Below are 17,935 nucleotides of genomic sequence, written 5' to 3'. Positions count from 1 at the left end.
CCTTGACCAGTTCGGCCAGCTCGCGCGGGGTCGAAACATTCTCGGGCGACAGGCCGGTTCCGTTCTCGAAATGGGTATGCGGCATGCCCAGTGCCTGGGCGCGTGCATTCATGGCGGCAATGAAGGCCGGACGGCCGCCCGGATAGTCGCGGCTCATGGCGGCGGCAGCGCGGTTCTCGGAAGACATCAGGGCGATGTGCAGCATGTCGGCGCGCGACAGGCTGGCCCCGACGTTCAGGCGCGAATGGGTGAATTTGAGGTTGTCCAGGTCATCCTCTGTCACTTCCAGGCGATTGGCCATGGGCAGCGACTTCTGGTCCAGCCAGACGATGGCCGTCATCAGCTTGGTCACCGAGGCGATGGGGGCGACCGTATCGGCGTTGCGCTCGAAGAGCGGCGTATTGGTCTCTTCATCGAGCACGTACACCCCGCGCGAGAAGATGTGGCGGCGCGAGGCTTCGGTGAAACCGCAGCGCGGCAGCAGCTCGGGCTTGGTGTTGGTGGTGATGGCCGTTGCCGAGGTGGCCGGACTCGCCACGGCGGCGGCGGTGGCCGCGGTCGCTCCGGCCGCAGCAGCGGCCGCAGCCGCACGGCCACGACGGCGGCCACGCGCCGGGGTGCGCGCCTTGGCAGGCAGGGCGGCCTTCTTGCGCACGCTGCGATTGCGGCCCTTGGCACCGCTGCTGGCGGCCCGGTGCTTGCCGGCCGTGGAACCGGCGGCCTGGGCCTCGCTGAGCTTGCCCGAGAGCGCCGTCAGCGCCAGCAGCAAGACGCTGCACATCAGGAGACGGACCACCATGCCGGCCCGGCGCAGGCCAGGCAGGATCAGCAGGGAAAAGCGTAAATCATTACCGGAACGGGACTGCTGCGTGCGAAACATCGTCGAAAACCTTGTCAGTGCGATCATCCAAGAGCGGCCATGATACGGAAACTTGGCTTTCAATGCAGCAACCTTCACTGCCGTACAGCCGCAAGTGAATAAGATGACAAGGCGACAAGTCCCGGGGAGGCCGCCGCCGCGAGACATAATTTGCTTCCCTGGCTGCAACCGGGCGGCGCATAATCTGTCCATTCCCGGCCGGGGCAGGCTGCTTCCGGCGCACTTCCGTCAGACTGAATCAACGATTTTCTTCATGTCCAATCTCATCGTACACGGTGGCCGCCCGCTGCGCGGCGACATCACCCCCTCCGCCAACAAGAATGCCGTCCTCCCCATCCTCTGCGCCACCCTGCTGACCGACCAGCCGCTACGGCTGATCGGCATCCCCGAGATCACCGATGTCAAGAAGATCCTGGAGATCTTCCGCGTGCTGGGCAGCGAGGTGAAGGTGGACTATGCCAGCGGCGTGCTGGAACTGCATCACCGCGATACGCACTTCGATCCCAAAGTGCACCACCTGCCGGAGGAGATGCGTTCCTCCATCATGCTGGTACCGCCGCTGCTGGCACGCTTCGGCGTGGCGCGGCTGGAGAACGACGTCAAGGGCTGCACGCTCGGCGTGCGCGAGATCGATCCGCACGTCGAAGTCTTCCAGCGCTTCGGGGCGCGGGTGGAAAGCAGCCCGGATTCGCTCATCATCCGCACCGGCGGCCGCATGCAGGCCAATCATCACTGGCTGGACTATGCCTCGGTCACCACGACCGAAAACTTCGTGCTGTGCGCCGCTGCCGCCGAGGGCGAGTCGGTGCTCACCAATGCCGCCTCGGAACCGCACGTGCAGGAATTCTGCCGCTTCATGGTGATGATGGGCGTGCAGATCGACGGCCTCGGCACCTCGCGCGTGACGGTGCGCGGCGGCCAGCAGCTGGGCGGCGGTGAATTCCGCTTCGACGAGGATTTCCACGAGATTGCCACCTTCCTCGCCATGGGCGCCATCACCGGGGGCCAGGTCCGCGTGCGCAACAGCGCACCGGAACAGTTCCCGCTGATCGACCGCACCTTCGCCAAATTCGGCGTCGAAGTGGTGCATGAGAACGGCTGGTCGCACACGCGCCAGAACGGGCCGCTGAAGGTGGTCAAACCCTTCACCAGCAACATCCTCACCAAGGTGGAAGCCGCTCCCTGGCCCTATTTGCCGGTGGACCTGCTGCCCATCTTCATCGCCCTGGGTGTCAAGGCCGAGGGCAACACCATGTTCTGGAACAAGATCTACGACGGTGCCATGGGCTGGAGCAGCGAACTGTCCAAGTTCGGTGCCCACGTGTTCCTGGGTGATCCGCATCGCCTGATCACCTTCGGCGGCCTGCCGCTGTCGCCGGCTTCGGTGGAAAGCCCCTACATCATCCGCGTGGCCATCGCGCTGTTCATGGTCGCCGCCAGCATCGAGGGCCGCTCCGAGATCCGCAATGCGCTGCCGATCCGGCGCGCCCATCCCAAGTTCGTGGAGAACCTGCGTTCGCTGGGAGCGGTCGTCGATTGGGTCGAGGAAGACTGATCTCCACGGTTCGACCTTGCAGGGGAAGCGCCCGGCGCAAGCTTCCCCTGCCACTCTCCGATTTCCATTCCGCGATATTCCCTTCGCACCCGCCGCTTCCTCCCTCCTATCCCTTGCGATTGCGGCTGTCCTCCCGGGCGCTGTGCATTGTCCTCAGGGCCAGTTTTCTTCTTCCTTTCACAGTTTGTGTTGGCTGCCGCCAGTCCTTCGTCGGCACACTTTTGAAATTGCCCAAAACACCTGCTTGTTGCTCAAATAAATCGAATTATTTCGACAGCCCTGCGCCGACCCGGCACGGATAATTTCTGCCGTTAATCTACGCCGTGGCGGAAGTACTGGTCATGCATGGCGGATGCGGTCGAGCCACCCGAACACAAGACAAGGCCGACCGGCCCCCGGCAGGAATCGCTTCAGCTCCCTCCACCGAGACAGGCTTCGCCCCACTGATCCGAACGCAGACGCTTGCGCCGGCCAGTCCTGTCTCCTCCGCAATGATCGCCATGCCTGCCGGGTCGGCAGTGCCGTGGCCTCTGTCGTCCTGCGGCTGGCGTAGTCGTGATCAACATGCATGCCGGATGACGCGATCGGGTATGTCTTCAACGATAAAGCAGCCACCATGAGCATTACCGTACTGAATCTGACCGAAGCCAGCGCCCTGCTGCGCACCATCAACAAGCGCGACATCAAGGATGTGCGCGCCATCGATCTCGACCTGGCCCTGGTGCTGGAGAGCGGCCACAAGATCATCATCAGCCGCGGTGCCGTGGCGGCGGTGAATTCACCGCAACTGATGCTGGAGTTCGCCGACGGCGATGTCGCCCTGGGTGACGTGTTCGAGAAGCTCAACCACATCGAGGTCCCGGCCGATGCTGCCGTGACCGTCACCTCCAAGGAGATCACGCGCTATGGCATCAAGCGTGTGGTCAAACCCAAGGTCGCCAGGAACAAGCAGGATCAGGAAGCGGACAAGGACAAGACCGACGAGGAAACCGCGGCCTCCCCCGACACCGAGGAGGCGCGCCCCGCCGAAGCCCTGGCCGGCAACGACGGATCCGGCGGCAGTCGCAGCGGCGACTCGGGCGGTAGCGACATCACTGCGAGCAAGTTCACCAGTGGCAAAGGGAGCAGCTCTTCGCTGGCGATACAGGATGTGGCCGATGCCCCGGCCGATATCGGCAGCAGCAAGGGCGGGATCTCCTGGCCGGTAATTGCCGGCGGCCTGGGCCTGCTGGCGGCGGCAGGGGGTGGAGGCGGCGGCGGCGGCGGCGGTGCTGCCGCGCCCGGTACTGGTAGTGGCAGTGGCACTGGCGCTGGCATTGCCGCAACCCTGTCCGGTGCTGCAGCCCTCGGTCCGCTCAACAATGCCACCATCACCGCCTATGACGCTGAAGGCCGGGTGATCGGCAAGGCGGTCCCGGTCATCAATGGCCGTTACACGCTGGTGCTGGACCAGTCCGGCTACAAGGGCCTGATCCTGCTGGCCATCCGCGACAACACCCCCGGCCTGGCCGACAACTATGCCGATGAAGCCAGCGTGCGCATGACCGACCTGGGCAACACGGTGCTGCGTGCGGTGGCATTGGCCGATGGCAGCAACCAGGTCATCAACGTCACGGCATTGACCGAACTGGCCGCGCTCAAGGCGGGCCTGGGTACCGGCCAGACCAACCTGGCCGCCGCACAGGTCGGCGCGACCACGGTGACCGGCGCGAATGCCGCCGTCAGCAACCTGTTCAAGGTCGACATCCTCTCCGGTGACGTGGCCCCGGTGACCACCACCGATGCCCAAGGCGCGGCCGTGATCAATCCGGCCTTCCTGCAGTCTGCCAGCGTGACCGCGCGCAACTACGGCATCGCGCTCAAGGCCATTGCCAACCTGGTCCAGACCAACAAAGAACGCTATACCGACAACGGCGAAGCCATCCGCAAGCTGGCCGATGCCCTGCAGTTCACGGATGGTTTGCAGAGCCGGCTCAAATGGAAAGACGGCACTACCCAATCCGACCTCTTCGGCGAAAGCCTCAATGCGCGCGCCAACGATCCGGCCCGCAGCCAGAGCGAGCGCGACCAGGCGCGCACGCTCTACGACCAGCTGCAAAAGCTGCCCAACGGCAGCAGCATCAACGACTTCCTGCTGGACAACCACATCGCGCTGTCCGACCCCGCCATCCTCATCAAGAACACCACGCCCGGCGGTCCGCCGTGGCAGGCACCGGCCAACAGCGGCACGGTGATCCTGGATCAGGAAGCCCTCGGCAACGGTGGCCTGGCGGTACGTGCGCCACCGCAGTCCAAGGTGGAAGTGACCTTCATCGGACATGACGCACAGGGCAAGGAGGTCCGCGTGAAGCTGCCGGTGAGCACCGCCGACAGCAGCGGCATTGCCGTACTGCGGCCCAACGAGGCCGCCATCGAGCTGCTCAAGCAGATGACGCGCGAACAGCCCGTGACGGCCCAGGTGGCCGTCAGCGATGGCGACAACAGCCGCAGCGCGAACAACCTCTGGCAGGGCAACGCCGATGTGCGCATCGACATCAAGACGCCACCCGGCCTGACGGATTTCGCCAGCAACAAGATCATGCTGGCCAACGATTCCTTCTACACCGGTGGCGAGGGCAACGATCCGCTGCGCACCACGCCGCAAGGCAATGACGACCTGCTCACCAGCGACGCTTCCGTGCGGGTGGTACTGGGCAATGCGATCAAGTCAAGCGAACGCCTGCAGTTCGCCGTGGCCACGGCCAAGAGTGCGGACGGCCAGCCGATCTACGGCAACTGGATCGATCCGGTCGGCCTGGTAGTGGAAAGCGTCGACAGCGGTGGCCAGGTGCACTACCTGGCCCGCAATCTGGTCAGCAAGGACGGGCCGGTCTGGGTCAAGGCGCGCGTGGTGCAGATCGGTGCGCAGTTCACCAACGGCTTTGGCGGCTCGCGGGAGCTGGATACCCCGCTGCAGTTCACGCTGGACAAGACCGCGCCGGTCAAGGTGCAACTGGTCATGGCCGAGAACCGCGATGATGGCGTGAGCAACAGCGACGGCATTTCCAGCCAGAGCCAGGTGACCCTCAATCCGGTGGCCGCCTTCGAGACCGGCGCTGAAGTCCACCTGCGCCTGGCCACCGCTGTCGGCACCAGCAACAGCACGCTGCAAGTGGTACACGCCGATGGAGCACGCGCAAACGTCGAACCCGGCACGTGGATACAGTGGAAAGCCGGTGACAAGCTGCAGTTGATCGGCGAATCCGGCACCTTCAATGGAAAGGCACGGCTGGAGGTACGCCAGATCGATCAGGCGGGCAACTACACCGACAGCATCCAGACCTTCATTGCCGATCGCAGCCAGGTCATCGAGCAGATGGTGCCGCTGGCCAACCGCGAGAAGGCGGTGATAGAGGCCAAGGCCGCCGTGGTGGCGGCGGTGCAGGCAGCAGACCTGGCCACCGGTGCCGACAAGGCCGCCAAGCAAACCGCCCTGGCGACCGCGCGCACTGCGCTGCAGACCGCACAAGCCGGGCGTGAACAGGCGCTGGAAGAGGCCAGGATCGCCCTCACCAAGAGCGATGGCAGCACACGCCTGACTGACCTGATCGGCAAGCCCGTCGATGCCGCCTATCTGCCGGCCATCCTGCGCGCAGTGGCGGCCACCGCCGATCCCGACAAGGTCAATGAGGCGCGCGGCCTCACTGACCTTGTCGATAGCACCGTCGTGGCCGCCAACCAGGCCCTGGACAAGGCCAAAGTCTATGGCGACAACGACAGCAATCCCGCGCCGACCTCGGCCGACTTCGAACACATGGGCATGGCCGGCACCGATCAGCAAGGCACGCTGACCCTGGCCAATGCCGCCCTGAAAACCTTGCCTGCGGCACTCAGCAACAGCATCGCCGCCATCCGCGACATCGTCCAGGCCGCTGCGCGCGTGGCAGCACTGGCAGATGGCACGGCCGGCAATACCACCGACGCCAACCTGCCCGACGTCGCCACCTATGCCACGCTTGGCGTGGCCACCGCGCTGACCCCGGCCGCTGCGCGCGTGCTGGGCCAGGTGATCGACGGCAAGGCGCTGCATGAAGTGGCCACGACCGCCATGATCGAGAGCCTCGCCACCGCCGCGCTGCGCGTGACGCAATTCGCCGCCGGCACCAATCTGGCCGTGCCCCTGACTGCGCAAGATTTCAGTACCCTGGGCATCTCCGGCGTGACCGCCGAGAACGTCGGCCGCCTGGCCGCCCAGCTGCGCGCGGTGCCACAATCGCTCATCGACAGCGGCAAGGTCAGCGGCGTGGTCGACAGCCTGGCCGAGCTCCGCGCCATCGTCGCCCTCGACCTGGGCACCCTGCAGACGCTGATGAATTATGCCCAGGGCATCACGCCCATCGATCCCGCCAATCCTGCCCTTACGGAACCCACGCTGGCCCAGTACGCACATCCGGACCTGCTCGCCGCCGGTGCCCAGGTCACGGCTGACCGGCTGCCGGCCATCAACAGCGCCCTGCGCGGCGTGGGCGTGGCCGGTGTCGATGCATGGAGCAAGGTCGCCGGGCTGGTGAAGTCCTACACCGTGATCCTGAACGCGGCCGATAGCACCACCAACGGCACCCCTGCCACCCTGCCCACGGAAGCGGACTTCCAGCGCGTCGGCGTCAAGAGTCTGCAGAACCGCTTCCCCAGCGGCAGCGGCGACGCTGCACGCAGCAATGCCGTCAAACTCCTGGCGCAGGCGGTGGACCGCAGCACTGCGGCCGAAGTCGACACCAGCGCAGAACTGGACACGCTGGCCGACATCGCCAGCCGCATCATCCGCATTGCCGCCGGCCAGCCGGAGACGGTGACGGCCGACGAGTGGAAGCGCCTGCACATCGGCCACGACTACACCGCCGAGGAGCTGCGCGTGGTACTGCCGGCCATTGCCGGCACCGCCGACGATGGCAGCGAGGTCAATACCCCGGCGACCCTGGCCGCGCGTGCCAGCAATGCCCTGGGCAGCGCCGAGCGCATCCGCAAGTACGCCGGCAACGAGCCCGGCGCGACGGAACCGCTGCTGGAGGATTACCGGAATCTCGGCATCACCGGCGTGGACGACGTGCTGATGGTGGCCAGCCTCAACTCGGTGCTGGATTCAGCGACCATCAGTGCACCCGACGTGCATCTGCCGGGACAGGTGCAGGCCATCGTCACGGCCTATGGCAGGATTCTCGGCCAGATCGGCAATGCCGACGGCACCCGTGCGCAGCCCGGCGCACCTGACTTCGAGGTGATCGGCGTCACCCCGCCGCAGTCACCAGCCAGCCTGGCCCTGCTCAATTCGGCCCTGGCCCGTGGTGGCAAGCAGCGCGCCGACATCGATACCGTCTCCGAGCTGAAGGACCTGATCCGCGCCAGCGATACCGTTCTGCATATCGCTGCCGGCAATCTGAGCGACCTGCCCGGCACTCCGGCCACGCATGCCGCCACCTTGCAAACCCTCCTCGCCAAGCTGGGCGTGACCGGACTGCAGCCGGACAGCATGCCGGCCGTACTGGCGGTGTTGAAGGCCAGTGCCGATGATGGCAGCGGCGTCGATACCCTGGCCAAGCTGCAAACCCTGGCCACCAGCACCAGCACTGCACAGAACCGCATCCACGCCTATGCCGACGATGCCAACCAGCCCGCACCGGTGTCGGCCGATTACACGGGCACGGGCGTCACCGGCGCCGATATGGTCGGCGTCAATGCGCTCAATTCGCTGCTGGCCGGTACGCGCATCGGCAAGGCGCAGGTCGCCACACCCGAGCAGCTGCAAGGCATCGTCGACAGTTTCGCCCGCATCCTGTCCGAGGCCAATGAAGCCTCCAGTGCCAACCTGGACCTGGTCGCCGACGCCACGCCGGGCAGCGATCCGCTGCTGGGCGACTACGACAAACTGGGCCTGACCCTGTGGGGCCTGACCGACCCGGCCGGCCCCAGTGACAAGACCGCCGAACACCTGAGCCTGCTCAACGATGTCCTGCATCGCAAGAGCCGCGACCAGGTCGATAGCCTCGGCAAGCTGGAAGCCCTGGGCGCTGCCGTGGCCCTGTTCATCGATGGCCAGGGGGTGAGCACGCTGGACGCCGCCGGCCGCCAGAAATGGGCCGAGGCCGCCAGCCTGCTGGGTGTGCGCAATCTCGTCACCAGTGGCGAGGGCGAGAACCTGGAGGCACTGATCCAGGCCCTGCGCACTCGCACGGCCAACCAGATCGATACGGTGGAGGAGATCCAGGCACTGCTCGAAGGCAGCAACGGCGCACTGGACAAGATCATTGCCTATGCCAATGACAGCCTGCTCAACCCGGCCCCCACGCTGGCGGACTACACCGCCACCGGCATCACTGCCGGCAGTGGCGCTGTGGCGATAAATGTGAACAATCTGGCCAGCATCAACGCTTCCGTGGCCAAATTGAATGGTCCCGATGTCAATTCGCGCAGCAAGCTCAGGAACGTGGTGCAGGCCTACAACCTCATCCTGACGGCCGCCGACGGCACAGCCGGCGACGGATCCGGCAATGCGCTGCAAGCCAGCTACTACAGCACCATCGGCGTGAACCTGGCGAGTCTGGCGCGCTCATCGGCCGACAGCACCACCGACGCCGACAAGCTGGCGCTCTTCAACAGCGTGGTCGGCGCACAAAACACGGTCGGCGTGAGCACGCCGGAGCGTCTGGAAAGCCTGGCGGCCACCGTCAGCGACCTGATCCGCCTGGCGCGCGAGAGCGCGGATGATCCGCTCTCGGCGCAGAAGGACAGCACGCTGAGCCTGGCCCGCCTGCAAACCCTGGGCCTGGGTGCCATCACCAACGAGGCCACGCGCAGCGCCTTCCTCAATGCCGTGCAGTTCAAGGGCAACAGCGTGGATCCCGCCACCGGCGCGCCACGCTCGCAGGACAATGCTGCCACCCACGATGTGAGCGGCGTCAACAGTGTGGAAAAGCTGGCTGCCATCGCCACCAGCTATGCCACGCTGCTGGCCTGGGTCAACAACGGCGGCACCAGCGCGCCCACGCAGGGGGACTACCAGACCATCGGCATCCAGCTGCCCACCACCAATCCAACCTCGGCGCTGCTGCTCCTGAACAGTGCCCTGCACGCCCAGCCGGACGCCAGCCGCATCAACACCATCGCCGGCCTGAACCGCATGGCGCTGGTGGTGGAACAGCTGATGAAGGCGGGCAGCATCGGGCCGCTGGGCGGCGCTGCCGAGGGCAGCATTTCTCTCACCGTGGAGGACCTGCAATGGCTGGGCGTGACCGGTGTCAGCTCCGACAACCTGGGCTTCGTGCTCAGCAAGCTGCAGAGCCTCACTGATCCCGGCAGCGTGCTGGTCTCGCTGGCGGCACTGCAGACGCTGGCCACGGCGGCCATCAACGCGCGCGAGCATCTCGTCAAGCTGGCGCAAGACAATGCCGGCGCACTCGCCACGGCAGCCGAGCTGGAAGCCATCGGCCTGACCTTGCCGGTCAATGGCGCGGGCAGCAACGCGGAGTATCTCAAGCTCTTCAACGATGCTTTGAAATCCCCCGCCATCGATGGCAGCCGCGCCAATACGCCGGCACTGCTGCAGGCCATCATCGTTGCTGCACAGCGTGTGGTGGACAGTACCCTCGACCATGCTCCGGCAGCACCCTCACGCCCGCTCCCGGCCGACCTGATCGCGCTCGGTCTGCCGCCCGGTGAAGTGGCGAGCGTTCCGGCGGCGAACATGACCCTGCTGATCGACGCCATCACTGCCCGCAGCTTCAGCAACCTCGGAGTGGACCACACCGGCACCGCGCTGGCCCTGCCGGCCAAGCTGAGCCACCTGCTGGGCGTGATCGCGTCGGTCCGCAACAGCGCTGCCACCGGCCTGGCCAGCACCGACCTGAGCGCGGCACACCTGCAGGAACTGGGCCTGAGCCTGACCGCCTACAACAACGCCGCCGGCACACCCGGCCATCACCTGCCCGCGATCCTCTCGGCCATTGCCGCCAGCGGCAGCGAGGTCGGCAGTCTCGCTGCCTTGCAGACCCTGGCCAGCCGCGCGGCCAGCGCCCAGGACAAAATCCTGCATTACGCCGATGAAACCGGTTCGCCAACCGCCCCCGCACCCACCGCCGAGGACTATCGTGCCATCGGGCTGGCACGCTTCGAGACCGATGCCACCGGTGCCCGCATCGCACTGGTGAGCCCGGAGCGCGTGGCGGCCATCAATGCCGCCCTGCATGCCAGCGGCATCGGACCCGACCGGGCCGATACCCCGGCGGGCATCAAGCGCGTCGTGACGGCCTACAACGCCATCCTCGACAGTGCCAACGGCACTGCAGGCGATACCGCCGTGGCGCTCACCGGTGAGCACTACCGCGACATCGGCGTCACCATTGCGGGCGTGACCGCGCCCGGTGGCGCTGGCAAGGATGGCGCCATCCTGTCGCTCTTCAATTCGCTCATCGACAGTCTCTCCGCTGCCGATGTGGCCACGCCGGCCAAGATCGAAGCCCTGGGTGCCACCGTGGGCAAGCTGATTGGACTGGCCGGACAGCCCCGCACGCAGCCGGTCAGCAATGCGCCGGCCAGCGGTGAGCTGGCCCGGTTCGGCATCCAGTCCCTGAGCGACGACGAACGCGATGCTTTCATCGCCGTCTTGCAGACCAAGGCCGTCAGCGACTTCGACACCCTCGGTGAAGTGCAGGCCCTGGCCACCAGCGTGCGCGCAGCCTATGCCCGCGTGATCGCCTATGCCGAAACCAACGGCGGCGCCGCCCCCACCGTGGCCGATTATCAGGCCCTGGCCATCACCGGCATCAGCGACAATGCCGGCCACCGCGACGCCGTCAATGCGGCCCTGGCCACCACTGCCGTCAAGGGCAGTACGGTGGCCAGGCTCAATGCCCTGCAAGCCGTGGTCGACAGCTATCGCCTGCTGCTGCAGCAAGCCGACGGCACGGCTGACAATACCGCCACCGCCGACCTGGCCAAGCTGGAACACTTCGAGAACATCGGCGTGGACATGATGCTGCTCAAGCAGCTCGATGGCAGCGCAGCGGGGGCCACCCGCAATGCGGTCCAGCTGCTCAGTTCGCTGGTGGACAGCCGCAGTACCGCCGCCGTCGACACGCCGCAGGAACTGCAGCAATTGGTCAGTTTGGTGCACAAGCTGGCGCTGGCCGAACAGGGCCTCGACACCTCCCCGCTGCTGCCGGCCGACTTTGCCCTCATCGGCATGCCAGTGAGCGATGCCGCCGTGGTGGCGCAGATCCGCGCCCAGCTGGCACTGCTGCCCGATGACGGCAGCGGGCTCAACACCTGGAACCAGTTGCGCACGCTGCTGCTGAGCGTGACGGGCGTACCGACCTGGGACGTGGTCGCGGGCGATGACATCATCAACCTGGCCGAACGCACGGCGGGCGTCACCTTGAGCGGCAGCGCCGGACAGAACGATGTGCTGACTTTGTTCTACCCGGATGGCAGCGTCATGAAGAGCGGCATCACTCCCCACGATGCCGGCGGCGGCAAGTTCACCTGGAGCTACATGGTCACGGCCGAAGACTGGACCAAGCTCGGTCCCAACAGTGCCGATGGCGTGGTGCGCACGCTGCAGCTGCAAGCCCGCAATACCAGTACCGGCGTGGATTCCATCAAGGTGGCCCACCAGGTGACTATCGACACGGTGGCTCCCCCGGCCAGTCTGGTGCTCACGCTGGAACAAGACACGGGTGTCTCGGCCACTGACGGCATCACCAGCAACGGCAAGGTCAAAGTCAGCGGCATGGCCGCAGGCGCTCAGTGGGAATACCGCATTGGCAGCACCGGCGAATACCAGGCCGGCATGGGTGACAGCTTCACCGTCACCGCGCAGGGCGCACAGACGGCCAGCGTGCGCCAGTTCGACCAAGCCGGCAACCGCAGCGCCGCGCAGACCCTGGACCTGAACTTGGACACCCAGGCTCCGGGCGCGCCCGTCATTGCGCTCGACAGCGTGGGCGGGACCGTCAACGACCTGCCGGTGACCAACAACGATACCGTCAAGGTCAGCGGCCTGGAGCCGGGTGCGCGACTGCAGTGGCGCCTGAACCGCAACGACTATGCCGACAACCCGGCCTGGACCGATGCCAGCGGCACCACCATCAATCCGATCGGCCTGGCCCCCAGCCAGGTCAGGAACGTGTATCTGGAAGTACGCCAGCTGGATGTGGCCGGCAATGCCGGCAGCGTCAGCCGCCTGGGCTTCACGCTGGACACCAGCCCCCCGGCCGCACCCGGCCTGAGCCTGGTCGGTGCGCGCGGCGATGCGGCCAGCGGATTGTTCAGCAACAGCGGCATGATCGACATCGCCGGTCTGGAACCGCTGGGCCGCTGGGAATATTCGGTCAACGGTGGCAGCAGCTTCGTCGCCGGCAGCGGTAGCCGGCTGACACTGCCGGCCGGCGACGGTGCCAAAACGGTCATCGTGCGCCAGTACGATCTGGCCGGCAATCACACCGACAGCCTGCCCCTGGCCTTCACCCTCGACACCGGACGCCCGCCGGCCCCCACGCCGGTGCTGCGGCTGGACTCCGGTGCGCTGGCCAACGACGGCATCACCACCGATGGCACCGTGCGCATCGACAACCTGGAATCCGGCGCCACCTGGGAATACAGTCTGGATAACGGTACCACCTGGTCGATGACCGGCATCACCGGCAACACCGTCAGCTTCACCGACAACGGTACCCGCCGCAGCCTGCAGGTGCGGCAGACCGATCGCGCCGGCAACGTCAGCGATCCGAGCGCCAAGCTGGAGTTCACGGTGGACACCACGCCTCCGCGTACACCCCGCCTGGCACTGGTCAACAACAGCAGCGGCGATGAAGCCACGCACCTGAGCAATGACGGCCGTATCGACGTGCTGGACCTGGACGCCGGCGCGAGCTGGCAGTTCAGCACCGACGACGGCACCAGCTGGACCAACGGCAGCGGCAACCGCTTCACGGTCAGCGGCGATGGCCCCAAACGCCTGCTGGTACGCCAGACCGATGCGGCCGGCAATACCAGCACCAGCAGCGTGCTGTCCATGGAGCTGGACACCACGGCCCCGGCCAAGCCCGGCCTGCCCTCGCTGGTGGCCGATAGCGGACGTGACGGAACTGACCGCATCACCAGCGATTCGCGGCTGCAGACCCCGGTGGCCAGCGAAGCCGGCCTGCGCTTCGAATACAGCTTCGATGGCATTGCGTGGAACAGCTTCAACCAGCCCATTCGCGGCACCAGGGACGGTGGCAGCGATGGCCTCAAGAAGCTGAAAGTGAGCAGCATCGATCGTGCCGGCAATCGCAGTGTCGCCAGCGACGAGTTCAGCTTCACCCTGGACACCGTCGCGCCGGCCAAGCTGATCCCGACCCTGTTGAAACCCGTCAGCGGCGGCAGCACTACGGATGGCACGGTCCTGATCGGCGCGCAGGAAGCCGGTTCGGTATGGGAATACAGCCTGGATCGCGGCACGACATGGCAAGTCGGTACCGGCGACCGCATCAAGGTCAAGGGCCGCGATGAGAGTGGTACCGATGGCGTCAAGAGCGTACAGCTGCGCCAGACCGATGCGGCCGGCAACAGCAGCGTGAGCGAGGTGCTGGAGTTCAATCTGCTGACCAAGCTGGATGCACCTGGCCTGAGTGTGGTCACGCCAGTGCGGATCCTGCCCGACCGCACGGTGTTGCTGGATGTCGGCGATTCCTCGGTGCTCCCCTTGGGCAGCAAGATGGTGCTGGAAGTCAGCGGACGCGCCGGCATGACGGCCATCGTCACGCGCGATGATGGCCTCGAGGTGGGCCGCCTCGTCCTGAATGCTGAAGGCAAGGGCCGGCTGGAGGTCGGCCGCACGCTCACCCTGTCCGGCCTCAAGACCGTGAGCGGGGCCAACACCACGGCCAATGCGGTCTACGAACTGGTCCAATCGGGCGACACCATCTTCAGGCTGCGCAATACGTCACCCGCCTACTTTGGCGCCGAGTTCTCCGAAAACGGCGTGCCGCTGGTCGACATGAGCAAACCGGTGTACCGCACTGGTCCTGCCGACAGCGACTGGTACGTGTGGTCGGCCCAGGGCGGCGGCTACATCATCTCGCGCCGTGGCAACAGCGGCGAGTGGTATCGCGAGGCGCCGTCTTCGCAGCCCGCGCAGACACCGGAAGCCGTCAAGAACTGGGTGGCCGTCAACCGCAGCGCAAGCCTGGTGGCTGAGGAGCAATTGCACAACAGCGGCGCGAGTTCGCACCAGCGCACGCTGGAAGGTGTCGGCGTGGTCAACAGCAATGGCTGGCGCGAAACGCCATGGACCTACAAGGCGATCCAGCAGTCCAGCCCCGACAACCGCAGCGAACCGACCGAAGTCAAGGTCCGCATGTTCACCACGACCCCCTCTGCCCTCGACCTGGATGCCGCCACCAGCGGCGTGCAGGGCAACCTGGTGCTCCCGGCGACGCGCTCGGAGCTGCTGGGGGGCTTGTCCCTCTTCGCTTCGCCAGCGGCACCGGCCGGCAACGCCACGCGTTCCATCGAACTGGTGTTCAACAACAAGTCTCCCGCTGGCAACCAGCTCATCAGCAACAACGACCTGCTGGTACTTGATGGCACTGAAGTGCGCATGAACGCGGCACACGCAAAGGTCGGCAACCTGACCGTGGGTGGTGTGGGAGATGTGTCTTACGAAACCGTCGTGAACGAGGACAGGACCACCACGCTGACGATTTCCAAGACTTCGGGCGGGACCTTTACAGGAGCCGAGATCCGCAGCGTCCTGAGCGCGATCAAGCTGCGCAACTCACTGGACCTGGCCACCGGCTTCGACCAGCGCACCATCGACGTGAAACTGATCGACGATACCGGACGCCGCAGTTTCGATAATGCACGGGTGACCGTGCAAGTGGAGGGATATGGCCTGCAGGTCGACCTCAACGATACGGTGGCGGGCATCCAGCGCACCAGCAAGCGCTATCTCAACAGCGAGTTCGTCAGTACCGGCGGCTTGACCGAAGGTACGCCTTTCGTCAGGACGGTGGCGGCACCGACGGGAACGCCGGAAACCATCAAGCTCAACTTCACCGGGGTAGATCCCATCAATGAGATGATCTATAGCACGGATGCAAAGAGTGAGATCCGTTCAGGCGGCCAAGTGGTCTACTTCGGCTCCATCGCAGGTGTCTATGGCTTGTTCTGGTGGTCACCCCGCGAGGGCGAAGTGCAGATCAGGAAGAGCTCCACGGCCAACTTCACGGGCGAGGAAGTCAAGCGCATCGTGGAAGGCGTGCGCATGGTCACCACCAGCCGCAACGACATCGAACGCAGCATGGAGATCACACTCGTGGGCCCCGGCAGCGCGTTGGGCGCCACCTCGCGCGCCACCCTGGTGGTGGACACCCGCGCCCCTGACCTGGACCTGGATGCCAGCCAGGCCGGGAATCAGGCCACGGTGAACACCATCGTTCCCAGAAACCAGACCAGCGACGGGGTCAAGCTCTTCAAGGGCGAGGTGACCGCCCCCGTGGCAGGCGACACCGCCAAGGTGGTGCTGACGCTGCCTGTGCCTGCGGCGACCAGCCCCGCAGGCTCTGAAAAGATTGTCCTGAGTACGGACAAGCGGTTCCCCACCACCACCGACTTCAACATCACCGGCAGCATCGGCGGGGTGGACGGGCTGGCCATCCGCTACACCGCCGCCACCCGCGAGCTGAGCATCAGCCGCCAGGATGGCGCGAGCCTGCCCGGCAGCCAGGTCAAGGCCATCCTGGAGGGGATCAGGTACAGCTTCCCGCCCAATCCCGACCTCAGCAACGGCCTCAACAACGAACACCGGTTCGAGATCGCCCTGGTGGATCAGGCGGGCAATACCAGCAAAGGCCGCGTGGACATGTCGACCCTCAGGACGACACCGGCCAGCCTGGCCGTGAGCGTGGTGGACGGCCAGTTCGGCTATGGGCTCATCAAGATGTCCAACGTCTTCGGCTCCTCCACGGCACCGCTCACCTTCCCGGCCGTGCTGACCAAGAACGAGCAGGCCATCCCGACGCTGCCTGCCGGTTTCACGGCGGCCAGCCTGCTCCAGGCGATTCGCGGCATTTCCGCCGAATGGGGCGGCAAGGGCGTCTCCGGCGACGGCAACACCAGCATCGGCAGCCTCAAGAGCTACCAGATGTTCGACAAGCTGGGGACTGGCACCACCTCCTTCAGCCTGCTGCAGCAGGGCAGCAGCCTCGATACGCTGGGGGCGTGGCTGCGCCTGGGCCTGAAGCCTGCCGCCACGGCCGGACTCAACAACGTGGCGCTGGAGATGCTGGGCGGCTTCAAGCGCAACGGCGTGGACCAGTACAAGCTCAGCCCCGATCTGGAAACCGGCCTCAGTGATGTCGGCCTGGCCAACATCGGCTTGCTGTACCAGTTGAGTGTGGCCAATACCAGCAGCCGGCCGGTGATCCGCGTCCGGTTCGACAGTTCCAACAACGTAGCGGGGAACGTGATCGAACTGTATGAAGGTGGCCGGCTGGTGGGCAGCAAGACATTGGTCGCCAGCGATCTCGGGGGAGGACCGAAGGAAGTGGACGTCGCCGTCTTCCAGAGCCTGTCGGCCGGCAAGCATGATCTGGAGGTCCGCTATACCGACACCGGCGGCAACTCCGTCAACAGCAACCTGAGCGTGAACGTGGCCGCCGGTGGCGCACCGGTGACCTTGTCGGACCTGGGCGTGCGCGGCAGCAAGCAGTCCGCCTCCGAAGCACAGTCGCTGGGCCAGTCCGGCGCCTCCTATGCCGTCATCAGCGATGCGGACACCAGCTTTGCCTCCGGGCACGGCAACCAGGGCCCGGTGTTCGTCGGCACGGTCGGCGGCGGCAGCGCATCGGACCGCTATCTGGTCACCATCCAGATGGGCGGCAAGGTCGTGGCCTTCGAGGATGTGGGCGCGGGCAGCTTCGCCATCGGCATCCCGGCCGGCGTGCTGCCACCGGGCTACTACCAGGACCTGAGCATCAGCGCCACCGTGCTCACTCCCGGCGCGCGCCTGGGCCAGACCACCAGCATGCAGGGCCTCAAGCTGGGCTGGTACTGGGCCGCGCAGGCGGGCACCTCGATCGTCGGCGGCAATGGCAATGACGAGCTGGTCTTGGGTGCTGCTGCCGATCCCGAGATCGTCGGGGGCATCCGTGTGCAAACCGGTGCAGGTGACGACAGGATCACCGTGGGCAGCTTCGGCAAGACGAGTGGCCTGAAGGCTACCGTTACCGACTTCACGGTCGGTATGGACCGGGTGAAGGTCTTTGGCCAGATCGTGAATCCGGACTTCGTGAAGAACTACGTCACGGCCTCCGATCTCAACGGCAGCACACAGTTGCAGATCGACCTGGACGGCGCGGGCGCGGGCAAGCTGTATTACCACCTGACCCTGCAGGGAGTGCAGTACAACCCGTCCACCATCGGTAGCATCTTCGGCGTGTAAACGGCAGGTCTCACCAGCCAAAGCACAAGGGCGGCCAATTGGC

3 protein-coding genes are annotated in these 17,935 nt (G+C 65.9%); 2 read left to right on the top strand and 1 reads right to left on the bottom strand.

All coding sequences use genetic code 11. The features are described from left to right. Positions 1–880, bottom strand: an 880-nt coding sequence (locus tag B3873_RS10280; RefSeq protein WP_286865793.1) for a serine hydrolase, incomplete at its 3' end; no start/stop codon positions are given. Positions 881–1,133: 253 nt separating this feature from the next. Here B3873_RS10280 and B3873_RS10275 point away from each other — a divergent pair. Both B3873_RS10275 and B3873_RS10270 read left to right on the top strand, forming a co-directional pair. Further along, positions 1,134–2,435: a UDP-N-acetylglucosamine 1-carboxyvinyltransferase gene (locus B3873_RS10275; RefSeq protein ID WP_034331843.1), complete on the top strand. Its 1,302-nt coding sequence runs from the start codon at positions 1,134–1,136 to the stop codon at positions 2,433–2,435. A 616-nt stretch (positions 2,436–3,051) separates the two neighbouring features. Next, entirely contained in the window at positions 3,052–17,892 is a 14,841-nt protein-coding gene (locus B3873_RS10270; RefSeq protein WP_286865791.1) for an adhesin, read from the top strand. Positions 17,893–17,935: the final 43 nt, after the last annotated feature.

Origin of the sequence: Herbaspirillum sp. UBA812, from assembly GCF_002296545.1 — a bacterium.
Lineage (GTDB): Bacteria > Pseudomonadota > Gammaproteobacteria > Burkholderiales > Burkholderiaceae_D > Herbaspirillum > Herbaspirillum huttiense.
This window is presented reverse-complemented; position numbering and strand designations above follow the sequence as displayed.